The following is a 21491-nucleotide window of genomic DNA, read 5'->3' as shown; positions in this document are numbered from 1 at the left end:
CGACTACATCGAGCGGTTCTATAACGCCGTGAGGCGCCATTCGACGATCGGGTATCTCAGCCCTGTTGAGTTCGAGCGTAAGGTCGGATTAGCTTAACCGGGTGTCCTTCAAACCGGCAGCAGCTCACATCGTGTCCGTCTCGCCCAAGGACCTCGATCAGGATTGTTTGGCTCTGAACATAGGTCACCTTGTCAGCGATCTCTCGCGTCAAAACAGCCAGCTCGTCATCATTATCTGATGTCACGGCGATCTCCTTGGTCGGACTGATCACGCGCAGAAAGGCGCTATTTTGCATGCCCAATACTTACAGATCGTTACGCGGGCACCCTGGACCGCCTATAGGCGCGTGGCCAGTTCGGCCCTGGCCGAGCAAACTGGGTGCAAGCGCAACCTCGCGACGTTCACGCTCCAAACCTGGAACTGATCATTTACCACCTTGCTATACGATGGTCCGCAGCGCTACTGCTGGCATAAAATCGATGTCCAACGATCGACAAGAGATCCGTCCGTGGTCTCCCGAAGAAGAAGCGCAATTACTTGCGCTATTCGACGAGGGCATGACTGCAACCGAGCTGGGCGAGCGGTTGGGTCGCAGTCGCCAGGCCGTCTACGGTCGGTTACAACGTTTCCGCAAGCAGCGAGGCCGAGTAAGCCGCACCAGCGGACGCGCCTTCGCGCAATGGATCGGTTAGCCGGCGGTGTCCCTCCCCGGCACAACAGCCGCCGCGGCTTTGCATCATTCACCGCGGCAACAACCTTCCTCGGCAGTGCGGCGTCGTGTTGCGCGCGCGCCAGCTGGACGATCGCAACCGTCGAGGCGACGTACCCTTGAAGGGTGTTGACTTGCGCTGACCCTGAGGGAATGGACGGGATAGCGGAGAATTGCCTAAACTGACGCGATGCACCGCGAAATCAAAGAGATGCTGATCGGTTCAGGCATCGTAATCTTACTCGGCATCGGCATCATCGCATGGCCGCCGCTCGGCCTGTTCGTTGATCGCTACTTTTTCTCCTACCTGAGACTGGCGCTGCAGTGGGCCATCTCTTGAAGCAAATCGGCACCCACCCCTGAGACAGTTTCAGATTCCCCTCTCCGCGGCGTCCAAGGTTAGCAATCAATGCCCGAAAATCCATTGAGTAGCGAAAACGTCGCCGAAAGGCTCAAGCTCGTGCGGAAAGCCGTTGCCGGGACGCAGACGGCGTTTTGTAAGCGGATCGGAATTGAAGTGCAGCGCTGGAACAATTTCGAACGGGGCATGCCTTTGTCGAAGAGCGTCGGCATTTTGCTGGTGAAAAAGATTCCCGGCCTTACCTTGGATTGTTTATTTCTAGTGAAGGCGGAGGGGTTGCCACTCCAACTTCGCGATGAGTTGGAGTCCGCCAAGCCGCAGCGAACACAGCCTGATCATACCCGTCACTCCTGTCGGTGAAGGCGCGTTTAAGTTCCGTCACGTGTAGTAGGTGAGTGCGCGGCTTGCGAACTGCGCGCTATGTTGTTAGAGCGCGCCTTCAACATCGAAGGAGCGTCGCTTTGCCTAAAAAGAAACAAGTAGTTCGCCGCGAGTGGACGAAGGACGACATCAAGGAACTTAAAGCGCACTCAAAGGCGCGAACGCCTGTCGCCAAAATATCCAAGGCAACCAAGCGCACCGTTGGCGCGCTCCGTCAGAAGGCGCTCAATCTCGGAATAGGCCTCGGGCATCAGCGGTAAAGTGACGCTGGCCTCGGTCATACTGGTCCGTTGAGCGAGCCGCCAAAAACCGATATCGTTTAACGCTCGCATCTGCGCCGATCACGTGCAGACCGCTGCATCCGTTAAGGCCGGCGGAGAGTTTCGCGGCCTTGGGGTTGAGGGCTCGCCATTCCAGCCCCGGCGGGCCCTTCCTCAGTCAGCAACACTGACGTTTAAGTTTTCCCCAAGTGTGACATCGACGACATTGCGGACTGGACCCGTCGCGGTAGGCTTATCTTGCCGGGGCTGGAATCTATATTTCACGTCTTCATTTTACCCGGCTGGCCGCAGTGGTTTGCCGCTGCGGCCTTTTCGTTGGGGCGGCGGACGCCTCTAGCGGGGCGGTACTCTAGCAGTCCGTCCGCCCTCGGCACGATCCCATAGGAACTGAACCACGCGGACGCTATTGCGTCGCTATGAGCGATCGGGTTCTGTACGAAAGCGACAACGGCGACGTGTGGTATTTGTCGCGGCAATTACCTTCTAGCACGCCTGTCGTGAAGCATCGTCCGAGGACGGACCTCGTACATTGAAGTTGGCAAGTTCTACGGGACAGCGCTAACGGTCCCAGCAGCAAGCGCTGCTAAACCTGATCGGAACTTTGATACCGGACTAGCGGGCACGCGATGCGGTATATTTGGCCACTGGCGCCCCTTCTTGCAGTCGGCGTCATCACCTGGGCAATGGTATCTGAGCGTCCACCAGAGACCCCCCTGCGGATCGAGGCTTCCCTGACGGTGTCCGCCGACCCCGACCTTCGTTTGGTATCGGAGCGCAGCCCCTTCATGCGGACAGAGCGGTAAGTAGCGGACGCGCGCCCAGGTTGGCGCACTTCGAAAAGCTCACCCGACGCGCAGATTTTCCGCCGAGTCCTTTCCGCGATTGTTCACGACGTCAAAGCTGACCTTGGCTCCCTCGTTGAGGCTGCTCAAGCCAGCCTTCTCGACCGCCGAGATATGGACGAAGACGTCCTTGCCACCGTTGTCAGGTTGAATAAACCCGTAACCCTTCGTCGGGTTGAACCACTTCACAGTCCCCATAGCCACTTAACTTCTCCATTTTGCAAAATCGAAAACTAGTACTGGAACTCAGACAAAAGCAAGGCTGGTGCGGCCGCATTTGCGCAAAGGGTGGGCTGGGGTCCTCCCCCGGCATCCTCCATCCTGGCGTCCTTGACCGCAGCCCAAACGCGCGGTGAGGCCCTCCTGCTGGGGACACAGTGGTAACACTGCCGATGCGGCGTGCGCCTCTACGACTGCCCAACCCGTAAGCGGTTGTTTTCGGGGGGCCAGCCGCCAGCGCAGCCCAATTCTGACTCTCCCTTGCGCCGTGGACCTCAGCGTCGCGCGGCACAATGCATTGCGCGACGCCGTAGCGATTACTTACGCTCCGCGTCAGCCTCCTGCTCAAGCCGCAAAATATGTGCGCAGCGTGTCAAACCGCTCCTCGGCAACGTCGCTGAATAGCGGGTCATTCTGACTCGTTGCGGCTGAAGCGATCTCAGTCCAATCTTGAGGCTCGAGAACCTTAACTGCCACGGGAAAAAAATCGCGATCTTCCATCCTCATGTGACGGCGCTCGTACGCGATAAAATCCCGAACGATAAGATCCACATCTTCGGGCAGAATGCCACGTTCCGCGAGAACGCTGTCGACCGCCTGAGCGACGCGGCGTAAAAGTTGGGCCCCTTTCTGGTGTTCGCGAGCTAGATCGCCGACCTTCGCAGCAGCGGCTGGATCTCGTGCCCTCAGCTTGGCAAATACCAAGTCTTCCTGGGGATGATGATAAACTTCTGGGTAGACTTCGAAGTAACTGATAACCGCGTGAATGACCTCGTAGTCGGGACGGTCGCCGCGGTCGAATACCTCGAGCTCCCGCTCGAGGATGGCCAGCAGCTTCTCAATGTTGAGATGCTCTTGGGATAAGCGCTCTATGATCATGGCAGAGCTCCATAAAACGGATCTCAATATAGTCTTTGGTCGAGTGTCAGCATTTGCGACAGATCAATCCGAGACAATGCGATTTTAAGATCGCGCAACTCGTGCGGACCATGCTCGCGATTGCCTAGCCGCAATTTAGACCCATATTCTGAATTGCAGATGCATGTGAAACGAGAAAGCCGCGGTCTGCGATGGCGGATTGCGTCCGAAAACTGCCACGCCCCTCCCCGTACCGGCCTACAGCATGCCCTCACACGCATGGCTTCACGCCTTGCGGCGATGCCGCGTTGGATCGCGCGGGCGCGCGGTTTGTGAAAGCCAAGATGCAACTCGGCCGAGGCCAAGCATGCAGCGGCTTCAATACGGTCCCACTTGAAGCTAGGGACGCGCGTCAACAAAGGCGTGGGTCAGTTCAGAAACTTCACAGCGAGACGGCGCTCATCACGCCATACAACGGAGCAATCAATATCCAAGCCAGCACTTGGAACGCGCAGCCCAAATGCCGCGGGCACGAAAGGCGCGTTATCGATTTGGACGATCGCAGAGGAATCCGTGAGGTGGCGGACCTTGCACCGCACAGGACTGCCGTCGACCAATATCTGCGCAGCATAGACGCTACGTCGCCGCTCGTTCGCCACGTCTCGCAGTCTCCCCGCTCTAGCGCGGGAGATATATTGATCTACGATTCCAGTCTCAAATGAGGCTAGACCATGGTTTCATATCGGACAAGAGCCAGCTCAGTTCACTGGTGGAGGAGCTTTTGAAGCATGGGGCAAGGACCTTGCCCCGGTGGCAATTTGAATCCCTGGACATCGCTGCACTATCTAACCTTGGAAGATTAGCCTCCACGCCGTGAGAACCGCCGGCCTCAACAGCCGGCGGAGCCTTGCGGTGTGAGGCCGAGGCACCCAATCGTACTCTGCTCGGATTGCCCGGATCGGAATTAGCGATATCCTTTTCTTCACCCAGGACGCGCAGTAGCTCGCGCGCTTTCGCCTCCTTCTCGTAGTTGTGAGGCCGGCACAGATTGTGAGGGAACAGTCGGAGTATCAGATAGGGGCGGTTGCGGAATTGGAGCTGACCTATGCGTTCGGTTTTGGCGGTGAGTTTCTTGATGCTCCTGTGCACCTCGGCCGACGCTGCAAAGGTGCGTCACTCTCGGGCGCGCCAACCCGCGGCGGAACGTCCGAGCCCGGATGTCAATTCTCGGGTGCGCTTCGCGGTCCCCGGATGGAGTGACGACGCAACGCGGCGATGGCTGGATAATGCTTCCTCCAATGTCGGCCGCGGTGGCTAACAACCGACGATCGGTTGCGGGCACTAGGCCCGCGACAGACATTTCGTACCGCGTTCGAATGGAAAGGAGGCCGAATGCGTACTCTCATAATCGCCGGCATCGCCCTTGCTTCGCTAGTTTCAGCCGGGGCGGCCTATGATGGTCCCGCAGACAAACCCAAGAAAATCGACAGCTGCAGCTACATGCTGATGGATGGCCAGTTGGTCCATCTACCGGTTGGCGCGAACGTTTGCGTCCGCTCACCTGCGCCATATACCAACGAATACGCCCTGCTTCACTGTTATCCGCCCCTTCAAGAGGTCGACCTCGTAAAGCGCGGTGATTTCCGGTGTAGTGAAAAGTACGAAGATCGCGAGCGAAAAAACTAGAGTGGCGTGAACCCGAGCTGTTCGCTCTGGTCCGAGTCACGGCTCGACGAAAAAGCCCTAGCATTGCTTGGATGCGCTAGGGCCCCATTTTGCACCGGCCAACTCGCTGTTAAGACCGATGCTCGTACCATCGCCCACAAACGTTCAGAATGGTTAGTTGGAGGCTTCTGCTGTTCTAAAATAGTTCGACAAGTTGCAGAAACTCGCAGGCGGCGCCTGCAGAGCTGCAACCATGCTTCCCTCCCTGTCGGCCGTGCTTGGTGCTACGGTTGCTGCATCACGGCAAGACGTTGCGCTCGCGCAACAGCCTCCGGGTTCCTATTCGGAACAGATGTTTTGGACTCAACCCGCAAAGCAGGTTCTGGAATCATCGCCAACAACCGGGGCTGGAAGTGTCCATTACGTAAGCACTCAATTTTCCCGGGAAAATAACGGCCGCAGGAGATGAGCTGATCCTGGCCTTTTCGTCTCAGCGGCGCATCTGGCAGTCTCAGCAGCGGAGGCGGAGAGTGACGACAGTTACCAAGAACTTGCTTGCTCGAAAGGAAAAGCTCCTCGAAAGACTTGGAGCCACCGAAGACGCCGATCAGCGGAGCGATATCGAACGACAGCTTGAACAGGTTGATACTGCGCTACAGTTCCTGCGCGCACCGGAACAGACGAGCGAATAAGGACGTCATGCCGCTAACGCACTGGCCTGATCGCGCGGTTCATTTCCTCAAATGCATTCGCCAGCTCGTCTGTCCGATGCTTCGCCTTGAAGTCCTCCCAGGAGACCTTGAAGCGGCCCTTGGCTTCGTCGAGCGAGCCAGCTTCCCCGAACGGCGGACCGGGAAGTGTCACGACGCAGGTCCACAGCCAGAGCCCCGGAGAGCGTTCGGTCGCGTAGCGGATGCGGCCGACCAACCGCCGGTCCTCGTGTACCGTGTAATCGTCGAGGCCGATCATAAATGCAATCGATTTGCTGGCGTTATCGCGAACACAAAGGCGGCGCACCGCCGTCTGCCGTTCGGCACGAAACTCCGCGTCACTGATCTTGAGACGAATAAGTCGGTGGTCGTTCGTATCACCGACCGCGGACCATGGGTCCGTGGCCGCGTCCTCGACCTCTCGCTGGCGGCTGCGCGCAGCTTGGGGATTACAAATCGTGGCGTTACTCAGGTTCGTGCTGAGGTGTTGTAGCAGACGTGCATTGCCCTGCGAAAGCACGCAACCGCCGCCCACGCGCCCTTACGTCAACGGTCCGGCTTTTGGCCTGAAACGAATCTGCCGTGTCTCTAAAGAACCCTGACGCTATCGCGGCCCTCGTATCGGCCCTTAGGCTCGTCCACGGAGACGAAGTCGCGCGAACCATGCTCCAGGAAGGTATGAGCCCGCGCCACGCTGATCGACACGATGTTCTCCGCGCCGATAGCACATCGCGATGCCGTTCGATACGTCGCGAGTGCCTTAGATGACTTCGCCATTAGACCAGAACTTGGCCCGGTCTGGCATCTTCGTTACCTGTATGATGATCAGCCCGGCTCATTTCGCGTCGTCGATTTGGAAATAGCCACACCGGCCGGTACGCTGTCCAGCAGCGACCTTTGGCTTCGGCTGCCCGTCTAACTAGATCCCAAGCTCTGCAATGCCGGGACCGTGCTTCGACGATTAGCCGGAGCCCCCTGCCCTACGTGCCGGCCTTGTAGGTCTTGGATCGTGCAGGCCGGTATGTCACAGCATGCCCTTTCTCCGCAGGGCTACGTCTTTACATGCCATGCCCTGAGCCAGTTGGCCGCGATGAGTCCAACTGCTCCCGCGCGCGTTCACGTCGGCGATATTGCGAGATCGGTGACGCCTTAGCGAGGCCTGAAATCTTGATTTCACTTGCATCCTGCGTGCAGGCTGGCAGCTCTTTTAAACCCGCGGGGAATCGACCTTCCGAGCACGATGCGACGAAGAGCGACTGCAAGGAAGATTAAGCTACCAATGAAGCCGGCGTGTGCAGAAAGTATTCGCAGTTGAGCGGCGCGAGGCGTGCCAAAGGACACTATGCCTGTCGAAGTCGCGAGAGCCCAGCAGGATAAAAGACGTTCAAATCCTTGCCGGCGGATGCCCATAGAGGCATCACGATCGCGATTTGGACGTATCGCGATTTGGCCGAGCTAGTTCCTTGCCGTAGTTTATTTCTAGAGTTGTCCAAGGCTTGCGAAAAATGAACGTCTTCGCGAGGGTTTAGCGCCCACAGTTTGGAGGATGGGATATCCTCTGACTTTCGATAATTGGGGATTATCGAGGCAGATGCGCTCCATGCGCGCGAGCTCGTCGATGTCGTGCTGATCCCGTATCGGGTTGAATCTTCTTTTGCCGATACTTGGCGCGTGCGCGCGCTCTTCGCCCTTCTTGCACTTGCAAGCGATATGTCGACGCTACACGAGCGCGCTCTGAGTTGGGCGATTGACGCCAAGACAAGGAGGCCGGTCAGGATTTCGTGCACATTAAAGGTCACGACAGTTTTTCGTGCTCGATAATCGCTTCAGTCAAGCGCGCGGCGAGCGGCCGCTTCACGGCGGGATTTCTTATGGGCTCAAGTGCCTTCCCGGCTGCGTTTAGCAGGACAGGTGCGGTCTGAGAGCGCCTCGCGCAAGCTTGAAGCGAAGTTTCGAAACGTCACCTTTAGCAAGCCCTCCCAGTTTGCATCGAACGAGGGCATGACCAACAACTTGGAAGACTTCCTTCCCGATATCGATTCCGATCGAGGCTAGCAGCTGTGTGGTGGCGTCCATGGGCTGCTTCACCGAATGCCGCAGGGTCGTCCCTGCGGACTATCCTCGCGGGAGAAGCAACCGGTCCGTCCCATTAGCGGACATTTACTCCGAACGAAGCTCGATCCGAGAGGCGCGCCCTGCGCAACTCGTTGGTGTCTTTGATCGCATCGCGTATCGGTGGTATGATGATGCACGCTGAAGAGGTCGAAAGCCGAAAAGTGTTAGCCAAGGCTGTCGTTGCTATCGCACTAGGCCCCACTTTCGTGACTTAGCCAAGCTCCTGGGCCAAGCGGCGGTGGGCGCGTTGACGATCGGCATACTGCGCACCGCCCGCCATTTCGATCCGACCAAGACTGCCAACTTGTTCGCCCGGATCACTCGCTCAATCGGGCCCATGATGCGGGAGCAAAAGACTGGTCGAGCCAATTTAACCGCCGCATTTCCGGAGAAATCGCCTGCAGAGATCGAGACCATTCTCGCAGGCGTCTGGGACAATCTCGGTCGTGTAGGCGCCGAATTCGCGCATCTTGATCACATCTGGAAGTACGATCCGGCACGGCCCGAGGATAGCCGGATCGAAATCGACAAGCGCTCGTATGAATTGTTTACGCAGCTGCGACTCGACGGCAAACCGGCGCTGATCTTTGCAAGTCATCTTGCCAACTGGGAACTTCCCGCGCTGGCAGGCGTCGCACACGGGCTGGACACCGCGATCCTGTATCGCCGACCCAACATCGCGTCCGCCGACCACATCATCCAGGATATGCGGGCCGTGAACATGGGTACGCTTATTGCGGCTGGTCGTGACGCTCCCCTACGACTTGCGGAAGCCCTGAAAAGCGGTCAGCACGTCGGGATGCTGGTTCGACCAATATCTGACCAACGGGGTCGAGGTTACTTTCTTTGGCCGCAAGACCAAGGCCAATCCGATGCTAGCCCGACTGCTGCGGCAGATCGAGTGCCCGGTTCATGGCGTGCGCATCATCCGCCTACCGGGACACCGCTTTCGTGGCGAACTGTCTGAAGAAGTGAAGCCCGTCCGCGATGCCGCAGGACAAATCGATGTTCAGGGAACGATGCAGGCGGTCACGTCGGTGATTGAGGGCTGGATCCGCGAATATCCCGATCAGTGGCTGTGGCTACACCGTCGCTGGCGGTAGCACCCGCTCAAGCTCCGTGGCCGGCAGCGGAAGCATATCGTCCAGTTCGGCAATGCGGCGGTCAATCTCGCCAATCACGCGCTCCGAGAACGGCCCGAGGTGCATGTACAGCGCCATCAGCATGACAATGTAACGCAGTGCACCTGGATTGGTCTTGGCGACCTCGACGAAGGTCTTCCAGAACGGCTCGCGAACCTCCGGCACGGCCCGCATGATCTTGTGTACGCTGTCGATGCCACCAAGCCTCTTGCGCACATCGCCTTCCGGCAGGTCGCGGCGCCGGTCGGACCGGTCGAGCATGGCTGCGAGACGCGACAGCCGTCCTGCATATGCCGCCGGACTATAGACGTGCCCGAGCACGGCCTTGTAATCGGCAAGGATGTCACGAAGCGGACGCTTGGTATCGAAATTACAGCCGAGCGTGCACTGATCGCCCGCCTGCTCGACGTTCATGAGATCATGGCCCTGGTGCAAGCGGCCTTCCGCGGCCAACCGGCGTGTAAGCTGCGTCCCAGGCAGCGCATAAAGCAGTCCAACGATGGAGACTGGAATGCTCGCCTCCTCGATGAGGTCGGCCATCGCCTGTCCTATCGAGGCATTTTCGCTATCGAACCCGACGATGAAGCCAGCGGTGACGAACATGCCGTAGCCGTAAATCTTGTGAATGCACTCGGCGATATTGCGCCTGGTGTTCTGCTTCTTCTTCATCTGGACGAGCGTCTCGGGATCCGGGCTCTCGATGCCGACGAAGATCGCGAAGAAGTTCGCATCCTTCATTGCCTGCAACAACTCGCTGTCGTCCGCGATGTTGATCGAGGCTTCGGTTGAGAACTCGAATGGATAGTCGTGGTCTTCCAGCCAGGCTTTGAGCCGCGGCATCAAGGTGCGGAGGTTCTTCTTGTTGCCGATGAAATTGTCGTCGACGAAATCGACATGCCCGCGATAACCGTGATCGTAGAGTGCCTGCAACTCTGCGAGAATCTGATCGTTGGTCTTGGTACGCGGTACGCGACCATACAACTCGATAATATCGCAAAACTCGCAGGTGAACGGGCAGCCACGCGAATACTGCAAGCCGACGTATAGATAGTGATCGAAGTTGAGAAGATCGTAGCGAGGCATCGGGCTCAGCGTGACATCTATCTTGAATTTCTCGGCGATGAACACGCCTTTGCGTTCGCCGCTTTCCCAAGCGGCAATGAACTGCTCGATGACATGCTCGGCCTCGCCGATCACCTGAAAATCCGCGTCCGCGTAAAGATGCGGGCTGGAGGAGACGTCCGGCCCACCGACACATACTGACTTGCCGCGCAGGTGAGCGAGATTGATCACGTAGATGGCATCCGGTTGCTGGTTGAGCATACCGCCGATCATCACAAGATCGGCCCAATCGAGGTCCGCCTCTGTCAAAGCCTCGGTATTGCGGTTGACGAGGCGGATGTCCCAATGCTTTGGCAACATAGCGGCGACGGTGATCAGGCCGAGTGGCGCCGTTGGATACTTCGCACCGACGAGTTCGCAGGCCTCCGCATAGTTCCAAAACGAATTCGGAACGAACTTAGGATAGATCATCAGGACGCGGCAGGGGATTGTCATGCTGTTACAGGCCCGGGCGTTGATGGCGCAATGCCCCGCTGTTTATCGGGGCTCAAGGGTTCGCTTCCGCTCGTCGATAAGACGTTGAGTGCTGATCGTGGAGGTGTGCACTGCGGTCACGTTTCACACCTCCGCGGCAGTGCATTGCGAATCAATCAAGCCTGACGGAACATATCCTCAGCCGAGAGACGAATATGAAGACGGACCATAAGCCTAGTATCAGTATCCGCAGATACGCCTTCTAATTGGATTTTTTTGGGGCACGCTTTTTCGATCCAGTTCCGGTGGAGGACTGAGCGTCGTCCCCACGGCAGGGCCAAGCATCTCTGAATGCTTCGATAGCGACGGTGATCCCCGGTGCATCCACTCGATCCGGATTGTTATCAAGATATCGCAGAAGAATCTTGGCGCTTTGCAAAGTGCTGCCTTGGGCGGGGGGGCATGCACGCACGTCAGGTGGCAGATTTGGTGAAAAGAGCATCGCAGTCTCGATCATTCCCTCACATACGCCAGCGGACCGAGCTTCGTCCTGATTGCGAAACGAGTTCTGAACAAGCAGTTCGCAGTACTTTTGCGCGTCGCTTCCTTTATCGACAACCGTGGCGCTCGCCTTCCCGATGACCGATAGGATTAGGCAGGCAACAATAATATGGACCCGCATCGGCGTCCCCCGAACAGCGGCGCGACAGCTTACTGGATTCAGTATGCCGCAATAAAGCGGCCGCCCGCGCCGTTCCAAGCGGCTCCGACGGCTTAGCTGATAAAAAGCGTCTGATCCACCGTCTAAATACGAGCGGCGTGAACTCAGCTCTTCCTTCCATAAAGCTGAAGTGTCGACTTTATAAATACGCAGCTTTCCGCGCCGTTGCCGTCGCAAAGGTCGGATCCGCCGTGATCATGATCGCGGATCAACATAGGCGAACTGATGGTACAGATCTCGACATCGAACCGCATCCTCAAAGAGCAAGCTCGCTTGAATTTCTTGAAAACCTCACACCTATCCTGATGCAAGGAAAACTAGATGAACTCAATCCGAGGATTCTAGCCTCGGCCGGGTTCAAGCTGGACTGTCTTTCGCCCCCCGTTCAGCTCTCTGAGTTTGTTGACGTATTCCTCAGGCTTTAGCAGGTGAAACGGAGCGTTGAGGCCCATAAAAGTCGCTATGCGGCCGAGGAAAGCAGTGCAGTTGATCGTTGCTGCATTCCACAGCGGCGAAGTGTCCTGCAGGTGCTTGATATGAGCAAAGACCTTCTTTGCGTCAGCCTCATTCAAATAGACGCGATAGCTGGCCGTCAGATATTGCTCGTCAAGATCACCATAGCTCGCACCCGTCTCAGAGGGGACAAATATGAGGTGTCCCAAGAGGTACGGTATCTCGTCGCCGGCCGGAGCCAAACCAGCGACCTCGACCTGCTTTTCGCTCGTCTTCCCGTACCAGACGAATGCATGACCGTACGTTGCTGCCGTGCGGGCACGAAAATCAACGTAGTAGGGACCCGTGACGGCAGCTCTTCGAACTGGCTTTACATCTGATGTGGCCGACGTAGCAGCAGCCATGCTCTCCGCATGCTTCATCGCCGAACTGGGGAGAGCGTCCCGGCGCTGCTGGTCGGTACGCGCCGTGAGTGGTTGTGCGCTACTGATCCCGGACCCCAAGCCCACAAAGGCCGCCAGCATGGCGGCCTTCGCAAGAAGCTTTAGACCCGGATATTTCCGAATCACTCCCACCATCTTCGAATCCTCTTGGATCCAAGAACCGATGCCACAGGTAGTTTGCTACCCCACACGAACGCCGCTGGCGTCGGAATGGAAGTCAGATCAACCTTTGGTCACCAACGGAGCCGGGGCAGCGACCGGGTATTTGCCCACCGGGCTCTTACCAACGGGGTATTTGCCAACGGGATATTTGCCAACCGGCGCGGCGGCGGCGGCAACCGGCTGAGGCCGTGGCATGTCGGCAGCAACTGCGGTTCCCACGAAAGCCAGAGAAGCGATTCCAAGGACAACGAATTTCAACATCGGGTTCTCACCATTGTTCGGGAGGGATTGGAATTCACCTGACACGCATAGAAATAACCTGACACTCGCCACGACACCAACGAATAGACTGGGGAGTCGGCGGTTCCGACAGCTTTTTCCGCCGTATGTTGCGGAAATGGCACGCCAATTGAGGCGTTTGGTTCCAAATCAATCTCGTGGGTACCACAGGTCGAGACGTGCCGGGACCTACCTCAGAGTATCCACGGGAAGACTCGACCGGTCCGCGCCATATACTCGCGATAGCTGTCGCCAAACGTCTGCAACATCATTCGTTCTTCTCGTGCGACGCGGCCAAAGAACAAAATCCCGAAGCCGGCTAGGCCCGCGAAACCGGCAATCCAATTAGGCAGCAGCAATGTCTGGGCGATAGCCCACAGCCAAAATGCCGAATACATCGGGTGTCGAACTCTCCGGTACATCCCTTCCGTCACGAGTTCATGGTTCTCCCGCACGTCGAGACTTATCGACCAATTCCGGCCGAGTGCACGGTGAGTCAGGTGAAACACGCCCAAAGCCGCAATCGCAAAGAAAGATCCCAGCCAAGCCAACGAGGGATAAAAGCTGTGATCTGCGAAACGAGGCATTCCAGTCGCTACGTAGACGAGCGGAACAAGTCCGAGTCCCGAAAGAGATGTAAGCAGGAGAGCAATTTCCAGGGGGCCGCGAGCGCTCCGCACGATCCTGGCACGGCGAGAACGCCGCGCGTACTTATAACGTATAACGTACCAGCCGATCACCAACGCAACGAAGATGATTTTCGAAATGGTGGGCGTCATTTGAACTAGGCTGCCGCGCCCGGAATACCGGGCAGTTCGCTTCCTGACAGCGGCGCGCTCGCAATAAGTCCTCCGTCGTCAGCGATCATCGACAGGGCGCCATCCGGCGCGAGCGTCTGGGATTTGGCTGAAATAGGTCCGCAAGTCAGCATAAAGTAGTCATACGATGCTCGCTTATCATTTCCGCTAACGAACTGGCAGTGCAAGCGGAAGTAGTTGAAGCGGATGCGTCGATACATGTCGGCGTCAAGCATACGACTAAGTCTCACGATCCTAACGATCGCCTCGTTTTCTGTCGACAAGCCCATTTCGGCCATTGGCCGGCTTTTGTAAAAGTTCAACAGGTCGATGAGGGCTTGATAGTCGCCCCAGAAGATCGCGCGTGAATTGGCGACGCGTTCCATAGCGGCGCGAAAGCGTATTGCCTTCGGGTGCAGGCCGATCTTGAGTATAGATGATCCAACGCTCAAGAATGTCACGGGAGTTTTGTTCCGATCGAGCGTAGGGTCCAGCCTCAAGGCGCGATCAAGTAGATCAACCGCAAGTACGGCGCCGAGACTGTGCCCTATGACCACAATTTCGTCTGCGGCGGAGTTGCTCGCCGCAGCCACGAGCTCGGCGGCCACTCTGTCAAGCCTCTGCTCAATTTCAGAATTAACGCATCGAATATACTCGCGAGAAAAAATCCAATCGTCGAACAAGTCGCCTAGGTGGAGCCAGCGCCACGGACCCGCCAAAACAGCTACGATTCCGAAGAGACCGCCGCCGGCAGCGATAGCGATGGATCCGGTAATCTCGAATGCGACCACGCCAATCAAAAAGGCGGCCACGATGAGCAGTCCGAACATGACCAAGGGATAGAGAAAGAATAGTGCGTAGCGCCAGTTGGTCAGCAAGTACCGCCAGAGAGTGCCGGTTAAAACGAAATCCAGAAACGCAAGAATGCCGACGGAAATGCGTGAGCCAATGCTCCGACGCCCGAAGGCCTCAATGACGTCGTGCCACCGGACCAGACGGTAATCGGTTTCGACGAGCCAATCGGGGCCGGTTGTCGTCACATTCCATCGAATCTGATCAGGGGTATCCTGCAAACCGTCAACGGTCGCTTTCACTGACCAGGTTCGTTGGAACCTGGCAATTTCGCGCACAAAGCGTCGTTGCGCGCTGACATGCGACGTGATTGGATCATAGCCGCCGATATGAACTACCAGCCGCTTCACTACAGGCTTTCCGGACATGGTCTTATCCCCGGACTCATCGTGCTGCTCGCTGCCCACGCGTCAATCGACCTGTAATCAAACACAGAGGTTTGACGCCAAGGGTTGTCAAGAGAGAATCGACCAGTTATTGGGGAACATGTGTCGATTTGTTCTTCAATGCGTAAGCCGAACCGCTCGAACAATAGCGTCAATCGGCGCGGCCTTGCTTATCGGATTGTCTGGCAGTGGGTCCTCTCAAGCGCAGGACGAGTTATCATCTGCCGAGAAATGCCTCTCAGCAAATTCCAACGCCTCGCTGGGTGCACAATTGCCCCGCACGGCGTCGCGTTTGAAATCTGGTGAGCCGTTAAAGATTGTAGCGATTGGATCATCGTCGACGGTGGGACTTTGGGTACTTAGGTCCGCGGCCACATATCCGGAGGTGATGCGCCGAGAACTCTCGAGACTTAGATCTAACGCCACGATCGAGGTCATCAACAGCGGTCGAGTCGGCGATACGATTCCGAACAACGTCGCACGGTTCGAGCGTGACGTTTTCGCGCACACGCCTGATCTCGTTATCTGGCAATTAGGTACTAATGACGTCGCCTGGGGTGGCCGGCCGGACCAGGAGCTCAAAAGAAGCGTTCTTGAAGGGGTAAGGGCACTTAAGGCGGGGTCTGCCGATGTCGTGTTGATGGATCTGCAATATGCGCCACAGGTGCTCGCCTCAGTTGGCTATTCGACAATGGAGGACATCATAATCGATGTCGCAAAACAGGAACGGGTCGGGCTGTTCTCTCGTTTTGCTCTGATGCGAAACTCGGTCAGTGCCGGGGTTGCGCAAAGCGCGCTTGTAACGTGGGACGGATTGCACAACACCGCCGATGGTTATGATTGCATTGGACGAGGCCTTGCCCGAGCCATTTCAACGAGTGCGCGTTGAGAGGCCCTAGCTCAGGCGAGTCGAAGGCTGCGAGTTCGCATGAGTTTGGGCACCGACCGTGACAGCGATCCTGAGCGTGCAGATGCCCACCAACGCGAACAAAGACCACTTGTGGTCGACAATCACCGCATCTCTCGCGGCGGTGACAGCAATTCGCGCCGACGCTGTCAGGAGGTGCGCTTATGCACCATTATGCCAGCCAACTTGTTGACCTGTTACTGGTGCTTTTCGCCGCGTGGATGGTGCCGGCCACCATTTTTATTATCTACGCCTATTTCACTCGCCTTAAGAATCCGGTCAGCGAATCGGTCTTTGGACGCGTGCTCATCATATCCTTGTTCTTCATAAGCACGTCGATCTGGCTCCCGATAATTCTGACCGCCATAGCCCTATCATTGATCGGTCATTTGTGGTTCCGCTTCAGGGGACAACTACGCAAGTAGCTCGATTTGCTAGAGGCGAAAAAGATGGAGTCGAATTAGAGCAGCCCCTCAGTAAACAAAAAAAGGGAAGCGAAGCAATGTCCGCGTTTCTTCCAGCTCTGACGATAGCTGCTATCAATTTGATAACAATCGCCACGGCCGCAGAATGGCGACCGCAGTTTCTCTCAGCGTGCCAAAACGGTTGCGCGCAGCATGGTGGCTTTTCGACGGACGCTTGCTTGCGGATTTGCAACTGCATGGCCTCAGAATTGGAAGCGAAATTTAGTACCGAGACTCTCGGCTCCATTGATCCCCCGAGCGCTGAGCAACTACGCCAAACTAATGAAATCAGAATGCTTTGCGTCCGGCTAGTACTAGGACGTTAGAGCTGTTGCCATTGGCATGGAGGTCATCCACAGGTCCCCGCCCGACGTGCTGCTAACGAAGACGTGTACGCTCGGCTCGGCAACATTCCAGGAGCGGGCGCCGGGCGCGGAAGGCGAAAGCGCCGGTAGCCGCGCCGGTGTTGAACGCCCGCGGCGTCGATGTCATCCGAGGCCTCGTCGATCTTTTCCTCCAGGATTTCGTCGCTGGTCGTGGTCCCGCTCGGGATTCCGAACTCCAGCTTCACCGGCGTGTTGCTGGCGGGACTTGCAACCGTAACGATCGATCTCACCGCAGCACCTCGTTGAACGATTGGGAGTAGACGACCCCTGCCCATCGGCATCCTGCCAAAAGGAAGAAACCGCCTATCCGTGTTCCTCGCGCGGAGACAGGAAAAAAGGCAAAAAATTAGCGTAGGTTATTTCCCACAGGCGCGATCCGGCGAAGCATTAGCTCCCCTTCCGTGGCGTTCTGGGGAGCTTCACATGTCAATCAAGAGCACGACTATTGCTGCACGCGTCGAACTCCTCAGCGACCGAATCCGGCGCCTGGCCATCAGATCGCACATTGAGGAGCAATACGAGGAAGTCCTCCGCGCCTACGCGAAACGATCGACGCCATTCGCAATTTCGGCAATTTTTCTGCGCACCCAATTGATGATCAAACGACACTTCAGGTGATCGATGTCGAAGCACATGAAGCTGAATGGTGCTTAGAAGTGATTGAAGAGCTCTTCGATCATTTCTACGTCGGCCCAGCAGCGGCCGCAACAAAAAAGGCCGCACTGAACGCTAAGCTCACGGATGGGGGAAAGTCTCCAGCAAAATAACCGAAGGCTGGAGTCCGATAAGAGCCCTGAGCGGACTCCAGGAGAGTAACGCCCTCCTCCTGCCGCCGTCGCTTTTGACCCACAGCGGACTCCAGAACATCGAGCTGCCCCTGAGGGAGTGACGAAGAGCGAACAACCGGGGCAGACAATTATCGTCGCAGTTCGTGATCGGGACATATCTAATTTGGGTTAATTGTATTTAAGGATATTAATTTTTTCGCCAGCCTCGGAGAGACCCTCATTCTTGACCAAGACGACGACCGCCGCGAGTTTCTGAAGACCTGCGGAAAGTTCGCCGCCGTGACACCTCCAACGATCACGCTACTGCTCTCGACCTCCCGGCGCTGGAGCGGTTCACGGCAACAATGGCTGGGGCAATGGCGGCGGCGACGGCAGTCCCAACGGCAAGGATGACAGAGGCCGCTGAACTATTTGTCGGCGCCGCCGTCGGAACGGCTCGCCGGTTACCAAGTTTTCCCGAAGCCGATTCCCAAGTGGGTAATAGAGTCGGGCCGCAGCTCTTCCCCATAGCCCCCCGGAGCTGGGGCTCTTTTTTGTTTCATCTCGAAGGAAATCTTCCGTCTGCTTTGCTGCCCGGGACTTTGGCGGCGGGCACGTAATGAACGGAAGCGGTGGTGCGGGCAGCCCATCGCTTCCGTTGGCGCGGTGTCGCTGCATGTCGGCGGCCGGCCGCCAGTTCGGCGGCTTGTGACCCCGGAGCGGAAGTTCGTGGACACAAGTGGATCACTCACGGGACGACAGCATGGCGCAGCGCAAACACTGGTTGGGCCCGATCCGACAAACACACTGTTCGGGGATGCTGGCGTGGACCTGCTCGGCCGCGCGATCGGCGGCAACGACACTTTGCTGACGTCCGGCTCTGGAAGCCTATTCGGTGATGCGGGCGGAAACATTTCTGATCATGCGCGGGGCGGCAGCGATACGTTGTCCGCTCAAGTACCGGCGTCCGCCATAATTCCCGGCGAGACTTTCAGCCTGGATATGTACGGTGATGCTGGAGGCAATATCTCGGACTGGGCCATTGCGGGCAATGACATGTTCAATGTCGAACTGCCCCTGGCCTTTACGCCCGGAGTGAGGGTGAATGCCTATGGCGACGCTGGCGAAACATTGTCCGGTCAGTCCCAGGGTGGTGACGACAACTTCGGTGTCACCGCTGGCGGACATCAAACAATTACCGTGTATGGAGATGCGGGCGGAAACCTGATCAATCGCGCGGTCGGTGGCAATGACACATTCGTTGGTCACATCGGACCGGATGGCAGTTTTGTGTTCTATGGCGACGCCGGCGGAGGTTTGCTCGGGCATACCCGCGGCGGCAATGATAGCTTCACTGCGAGCGGATTCGAGTACAACAACTATCTCTATGGTGACGCCGGAGGTGACATGGGCGGTCATGCGGCGGGCGGCAACGATAGTTTCGCTGTGAGCGGGATTAATCCGTTCAATTTCGTCTTTGGCGATGCGGGTGGAAACATGTCCGCTTCCGCCGCCGGCGGAAACGACACGTTCGACGACTCTAGCGACGCAACACTCGCCGACCGAAATGTCTTTTCCGGCGATGCTGGCGGGAACATGTCCGGCTCTGCCCAAGGCGGGGACGACACGTTCAACAAGACCGGCTTGGGGGGAAGTACGTTCTATGGCGACGCAGCGGGCGACATGTCTGGTCGTGCCCACGGCGGCAACGACACATTCCAGGCCTCAGGCACGCAAAACCAAAATCTCTTCTACGGCGATGCCGGCGGCAATATGGGCGATCAGGCCGTTGGCGGCGACGACACCTATCTCGGTGGCAACGTATTTTCCCAGGTCATCAATCAGGCATATGGCGATGCGTCGACTATGTCGGGCCGCGCGCATGGCGGCAATGACACCCTGGTCGGCGGCAATGATCCGAATCCGCATGCCACGGGCAGCTACGAGACCATTCTCGTCGGCGATGCCCAATCCATGTCCGACTACGCGCGCGGCGGCAACGACGAGCTGGTTAGCGGCACGGGAAACGATAACATCTGGGGCGATGCCCAGACGATGCTCGGCTTTGCCCAAGGAGGGAACGACACGTTCGTGTTCGATTTCGATAACGGGCACGATAAGGTCGAGGACTTCGGACAGGGACTCTCGAATCGGGGCGCCGATCACATCGACGTCTCTGCGCTCGGCATCGAGAATTTCAGCGATCTGAGCATCTCACTGTTCGATCCTGCCACGCACGAGAGCACGGTCACGTTCAGTCCGGGCAACGACGTGGTTGTGCTTAGCGAGCAAGCGCTCAGGCCTGAAGATTTCATTTTCGCGCCTTCTCAGCACGATCTGTTGACCTGAGCCGATACTAACACCGCCCGCACACCCATATGCGTTCCAAAGCTCGTTCCTACTTCGGCCGACGAGGTCATCGAGTAACGACCGGCTCCCGGGCAGGGCTCGGACCCTCTCGTCGGGATGCATGTGTTTCAACTTGGTCAACACCAAGCCTGAAGTTGCGGCGATAGATGAGTCCGGTTGTGGCCCTTAGGCGACATGCTGCATCGGCTATTTCTGATGTCCGATAACCGCCCTTAACGGACATCAGGATTCCCGCACGCGGTGCGCTTACCCTAAGGAATGCTGCGCACCTTGGAGGGAAGTGGTGGCTGCGTTCATGTTCGGAACTAACAAATACACTCGCCGCGCCGGCTATAGAGATTCGCTTGCTTTAATGACGCCTGCCGACTCACGCACCTTACTCCAGTCTTTCAGGATGGATTGAATGGGAGGCGCATTTGCAGGGACTTCGCCAAATCCAATTTGCTCAACGATTAGACGAGCTCGCTTCCCAACTATCCGAACTCGAAGATCTCCGATCCCAAGTCGAAGAAGCAGAGCGGCGCGCCAAGTTTGTACTACGGTCGCCTGCGAAGCCTCGATCGCCCGCTCATAGTGAGACTGCTGCCAGAGCGTCCGCCCTGACCTGAAGCCAGTGAGTGCCCCCGTGCTCAACAATCTTGGAGTTGCGGCCGACGAAGAAACGGGGCTGGAACGACTTGCCGATTGTAAAGTTTTCACGCTGCCCGTTGCCAAGGGTGGCTGCCTTCCCCAAGGGGCAGCCGTAAAGAAAGCCCCAGCTTCACCGCCCTGAAGCTGGGGTCCTCTTGCTGTCTCGATCGCCTCAAAAGTGGACGGCGACGCGTGCTGACCTGAAAGGAGCGAGCCGACATCCTGAGGAGTGAACTTGAGTGTTAGGAACGAAGTCCACAACCTGGTGTTGTCGGACTGAAATCCCTCCCTGAATGCCCTCCCCGCATGCGCCGCCTGCTCATAACTGCTCTGGAAAATCTATCGATCAAACTCGGCACGCTCGCTCTCCGCATGGTCTACACCCCGCCGCGAACCGAGCTCAGGAGCAGGTTTAGGCGGCGCGTAAACATCAGAAAGCTGGGGAAGCCCCACACGCACGACTCTGGAGCGATAACTTCCTTGAAGAAAAGCGGACGGGTTACAACGGGGGCCGAGGCCAAGCGAAGCCACTGAAGGGAATGGACGGACACGCCGCACTTGGTTCAAGATGCCGCTATGCGTACCCATATTATTGCTATCCTAATTGGCGCTCTGCTCGGGACCGCGACATTGGCCGAGAGCATTCGTCCGACCGTCCGAACAGGCAAAGCGCGCCCAGACGGCGCCCTAGTTTGCCCCACCTTGGCCGCCGTAGCTTTCGCCACGGAACAGCTCCGGCGAGGCTCCTCCCCGCCTGACCTCAAAATCCTTCGTTGCGCTTTGCTTCCCGAAGGAACGTCCATGACGATCGAGGAAGGCGACCGCGGCGCGATCGTAACGGCCGAAACGATGTTCGGCACCGTCGTTCGCGGCGTGACAGACTTGACGACCGTTGATGTTGATTCACCAGGCCGCTGAAGTTATCGAGGCGCGTTGCTGTTCGGCACGACGAGGCCGACATCGATTTGTCGTCACTAGCATCTCCGCCCTTGCCACCATCCTTGGCTCAATTTCACTGCGCTCGCGGGCGATGGTTCGACGCCCCCTCCCGCCC

The 21491-nt window shown here is 57.5% G+C and carries 21 protein-coding genes and 2 pseudogenes; 16 read left to right on the top strand and 7 right to left on the bottom strand.

Annotated elements, in window-relative coordinates:
• The 4 genes from GWG67_RS39005 to GWG67_RS37620 all read left to right on the top strand — a co-directional run.
• The coding region (locus GWG67_RS39005; protein WP_342761082.1) for an IS3 family transposase at positions 1-97 on the top strand (97 nt) is incomplete at its 5' end.
• 383 nt (positions 98-480) lie between these two features.
• Positions 481-693, top strand: a complete 213-nt coding sequence (locus GWG67_RS37630) for a helix-turn-helix domain-containing protein (RefSeq protein ID WP_275174707.1) — start codon at positions 481-483, stop codon at positions 691-693.
• Positions 694-900: 207 nt separating this feature from the next.
• Positions 901-1050, top strand: coding sequence for a hypothetical protein (locus GWG67_RS37625; RefSeq protein ID WP_275174706.1), 150 nt, complete (start codon positions 901-903; stop codon positions 1048-1050).
• A 69-nt stretch (positions 1051-1119) separates the two neighbouring features.
• On the top strand, positions 1120-1431 hold the full coding sequence (locus GWG67_RS37620) for a helix-turn-helix transcriptional regulator (protein WP_275174705.1): 312 nt from the start codon (positions 1120-1122) through the stop codon (positions 1429-1431).
• A 1144-nt stretch (positions 1432-2575) separates the two neighbouring features.
• Here the strand turns inward: GWG67_RS37620 and GWG67_RS37615 are convergent.
• Positions 2576-2779 (bottom strand): cold-shock protein, encoded by a 204-nt coding sequence (locus GWG67_RS37615; protein ID WP_247395343.1) that lies wholly within the window; start codon positions 2777-2779, stop codon positions 2576-2578.
• A gap of 360 nt (positions 2780-3139) precedes the next feature.
• On the bottom strand, positions 3140-3673 hold the full coding sequence (locus GWG67_RS37610; RefSeq protein ID WP_275174704.1) for a hemerythrin domain-containing protein: 534 nt from the start codon (positions 3671-3673) through the stop codon (positions 3140-3142).
• Between the two features lie 1371 nt (positions 3674-5044).
• Between GWG67_RS37610 and GWG67_RS37605 the strand changes: the two genes are divergently transcribed.
• From GWG67_RS37605 to GWG67_RS37585, 4 genes and pseudogenes are all read left to right on the top strand, one after another.
• Positions 5045-5338, top strand: coding sequence for a hypothetical protein (locus GWG67_RS37605; protein ID WP_275174703.1), 294 nt, complete (start codon positions 5045-5047; stop codon positions 5336-5338).
• A 509-nt stretch (positions 5339-5847) separates the two neighbouring features.
• Positions 5848-6009 (top strand): hypothetical protein, encoded by a 162-nt coding sequence (locus GWG67_RS37600; RefSeq protein WP_275174702.1) that lies wholly within the window; start codon positions 5848-5850, stop codon positions 6007-6009.
• Between the two features lie 7 nt (positions 6010-6016).
• Positions 6017-6520 carry a septal ring lytic transglycosylase RlpA family protein gene (locus GWG67_RS39000; RefSeq protein ID WP_342761081.1) on the top strand — a complete coding sequence of 168 codons (504 nt, stop codon included), beginning with the start codon at positions 6017-6019 and terminating at the stop codon, positions 6518-6520.
• A 1845-nt stretch (positions 6521-8365) separates the two neighbouring features.
• Positions 8366-9245 (top strand): annotated as a pseudogene (locus GWG67_RS37585) (lipid A biosynthesis lauroyl acyltransferase).
• Here the strand turns inward: GWG67_RS37585 and GWG67_RS37580 are convergent.
• From GWG67_RS37580 to GWG67_RS37570, 3 genes are all read right to left on the bottom strand, one after another.
• The gene (locus GWG67_RS37580) at positions 9225-10841 is read right to left on the bottom strand and encodes a B12-binding domain-containing radical SAM protein (RefSeq protein ID WP_275174700.1); all 1617 of its coding nucleotides are present in this window, start codon (positions 10839-10841) and stop codon (positions 9225-9227) included. The pseudogene GWG67_RS37585 and the gene GWG67_RS37580 sit on opposite strands and share 21 nt — an antisense overlap.
• A gap of 241 nt (positions 10842-11082) precedes the next feature.
• The gene (locus GWG67_RS37575; RefSeq protein WP_275174699.1) at positions 11083-11502 is read right to left on the bottom strand and encodes a Rap1a/Tai family immunity protein; all 420 of its coding nucleotides are present in this window, start codon (positions 11500-11502) and stop codon (positions 11083-11085) included.
• 380 nt (positions 11503-11882) lie between these two features.
• Positions 11883-12572 carry a hypothetical protein gene (locus tag GWG67_RS37570; RefSeq protein ID WP_275174698.1) on the bottom strand — a complete coding sequence of 230 codons (690 nt, stop codon included), beginning with the start codon at positions 12570-12572 and terminating at the stop codon, positions 11883-11885.
• Positions 12573-12647: 75 nt separating this feature from the next.
• Here GWG67_RS37570 and GWG67_RS38995 point away from each other — a divergent pair, with 75 nt between their 5' ends.
• Positions 12648-12902, top strand: a complete 255-nt coding sequence (locus GWG67_RS38995) for a hypothetical protein (RefSeq protein WP_342761080.1) — start codon at positions 12648-12650, stop codon at positions 12900-12902.
• Between the two features lie 170 nt (positions 12903-13072).
• Here GWG67_RS38995 and GWG67_RS37560 read toward each other — a convergent pair whose 3' ends face one another.
• A complete protein-coding gene (locus GWG67_RS37560) occupies positions 13073-13657 on the bottom strand; it encodes a protein-S-isoprenylcysteine O-methyltransferase (RefSeq protein ID WP_275174696.1) in 585 nt (194 codons plus the stop codon).
• A gap of 5 nt (positions 13658-13662) precedes the next feature.
• The gene (locus GWG67_RS37555) at positions 13663-14895 is read right to left on the bottom strand and encodes a hypothetical protein (RefSeq protein WP_275174695.1); all 1233 of its coding nucleotides are present in this window, start codon (positions 14893-14895) and stop codon (positions 13663-13665) included.
• Between GWG67_RS37555 and GWG67_RS37550 the strand changes: the two genes are divergently transcribed.
• The 7 genes and pseudogenes from GWG67_RS37550 to GWG67_RS37520 all read left to right on the top strand — a co-directional run bounded on the left by GWG67_RS37550 (position 14894) and on the right by GWG67_RS37520 (position 19786).
• Positions 14894-15802, top strand: a complete 909-nt coding sequence (locus tag GWG67_RS37550; RefSeq protein WP_342761079.1) for an SGNH/GDSL hydrolase family protein — start codon at positions 14894-14896, stop codon at positions 15800-15802. The genes GWG67_RS37555 and GWG67_RS37550 overlap by 2 nt on opposite strands.
• A gap of 182 nt (positions 15803-15984) precedes the next feature.
• Positions 15985-16245, top strand: a complete 261-nt coding sequence (locus GWG67_RS37545) for a hypothetical protein (RefSeq protein WP_275174693.1) — start codon at positions 15985-15987, stop codon at positions 16243-16245.
• A 524-nt stretch (positions 16246-16769) separates the two neighbouring features.
• Entirely contained in the window at positions 16770-16916 is a 147-nt protein-coding gene (locus GWG67_RS37540) for a hypothetical protein (RefSeq protein ID WP_275174692.1), read from the top strand.
• A gap of 177 nt (positions 16917-17093) precedes the next feature.
• Positions 17094-17288: a hypothetical protein gene (locus tag GWG67_RS37535; protein ID WP_275174691.1), complete on the top strand. Its 195-nt coding sequence runs from the start codon at positions 17094-17096 to the stop codon at positions 17286-17288.
• Positions 17219-17437, top strand: coding sequence for a hypothetical protein (locus GWG67_RS37530; RefSeq protein WP_369335511.1), 219 nt, complete (start codon positions 17219-17221; stop codon positions 17435-17437). Before GWG67_RS37535 ends, GWG67_RS37530 begins: the two co-directional genes overlap by 70 nt.
• A 240-nt stretch (positions 17438-17677) precedes the next feature.
• Positions 17678-17864, top strand: a pseudogene (locus GWG67_RS37525) (hypothetical protein).
• Positions 17865-18262: 398 nt separating this feature from the next.
• Positions 18263-19786: a calcium-binding protein gene (locus tag GWG67_RS37520; RefSeq protein ID WP_275174689.1), complete on the top strand. Its 1524-nt coding sequence runs from the start codon at positions 18263-18265 to the stop codon at positions 19784-19786.
• The last annotated feature ends 1705 nt before the right edge of the window (positions 19787-21491 follow it).

Source organism: Bradyrhizobium sp. CSS354 (assembly GCF_029051725.1).
Lineage (GTDB): Bacteria > Pseudomonadota > Alphaproteobacteria > Rhizobiales > Xanthobacteraceae > Bradyrhizobium.
This window is presented reverse-complemented; position numbering and strand designations above follow the sequence as displayed.

What these genes read in the sequence shown, in the direction of transcription:
- GWG67_RS37630 (WP_275174707.1), top strand. Translation starts at nt 481, where the DNA reads ATGTCCAACGATCGACAAGAGATCCGTCCGTGGTCTCCCGAAGAAGAA.
- GWG67_RS37625 (WP_275174706.1), top strand. Translation starts at nt 901, where the DNA reads ATGCACCGCGAAATCAAAGAGATGCTGATCGGTTCAGGCATCGTAATC.
- GWG67_RS37620 (WP_275174705.1), top strand. Translation starts at nt 1,120, where the DNA reads ATGCCCGAAAATCCATTGAGTAGCGAAAACGTCGCCGAAAGGCTCAAG.
- GWG67_RS37610 (WP_275174704.1), bottom strand. Translation starts at nt 3,673, where the DNA reads ATGATCATAGAGCGCTTATCCCAAGAGCATCTCAACATTGAGAAGCTG.
- GWG67_RS37605 (WP_275174703.1), top strand. Translation starts at nt 5,045, where the DNA reads ATGCGTACTCTCATAATCGCCGGCATCGCCCTTGCTTCGCTAGTTTCA.
- GWG67_RS39000 (WP_342761081.1), top strand. Translation starts at nt 6,017, where the DNA reads ATGCCGCTAACGCACTGGCCTGATCGCGCGGTTCATTTCCTCAAATGC.
- GWG67_RS37580 (WP_275174700.1), bottom strand. Translation starts at nt 10,841, where the DNA reads ATGACAATCCCCTGCCGCGTCCTGATGATCTATCCTAAGTTCGTTCCG.
- GWG67_RS37575 (WP_275174699.1), bottom strand. Translation starts at nt 11,502, where the DNA reads ATGCGGGTCCATATTATTGTTGCCTGCCTAATCCTATCGGTCATCGGG.
- GWG67_RS37570 (WP_275174698.1), bottom strand. Translation starts at nt 12,572, where the DNA reads ATGGTGGGAGTGATTCGGAAATATCCGGGTCTAAAGCTTCTTGCGAAG.
- GWG67_RS38995 (WP_342761080.1), top strand. Translation starts at nt 12,648, where the DNA reads ATGGAAGTCAGATCAACCTTTGGTCACCAACGGAGCCGGGGCAGCGAC.
- GWG67_RS37560 (WP_275174696.1), bottom strand. Translation starts at nt 13,657, where the DNA reads ATGACGCCCACCATTTCGAAAATCATCTTCGTTGCGTTGGTGATCGGC.
- GWG67_RS37550 (WP_342761079.1), top strand. Translation starts at nt 14,894, where the DNA reads ATGGTCTTATCCCCGGACTCATCGTGCTGCTCGCTGCCCACGCGTCAA.
- GWG67_RS37555 (WP_275174695.1), bottom strand. Translation starts at nt 14,895, where the DNA reads ATGTCCGGAAAGCCTGTAGTGAAGCGGCTGGTAGTTCATATCGGCGGC.
- GWG67_RS37545 (WP_275174693.1), top strand. Translation starts at nt 15,985, where the DNA reads ATGCACCATTATGCCAGCCAACTTGTTGACCTGTTACTGGTGCTTTTC.
- GWG67_RS37540 (WP_275174692.1), top strand. Translation starts at nt 16,770, where the DNA reads ATGTCATCCGAGGCCTCGTCGATCTTTTCCTCCAGGATTTCGTCGCTG.
- GWG67_RS37535 (WP_275174691.1), top strand. Translation starts at nt 17,094, where the DNA reads ATGTCAATCAAGAGCACGACTATTGCTGCACGCGTCGAACTCCTCAGC.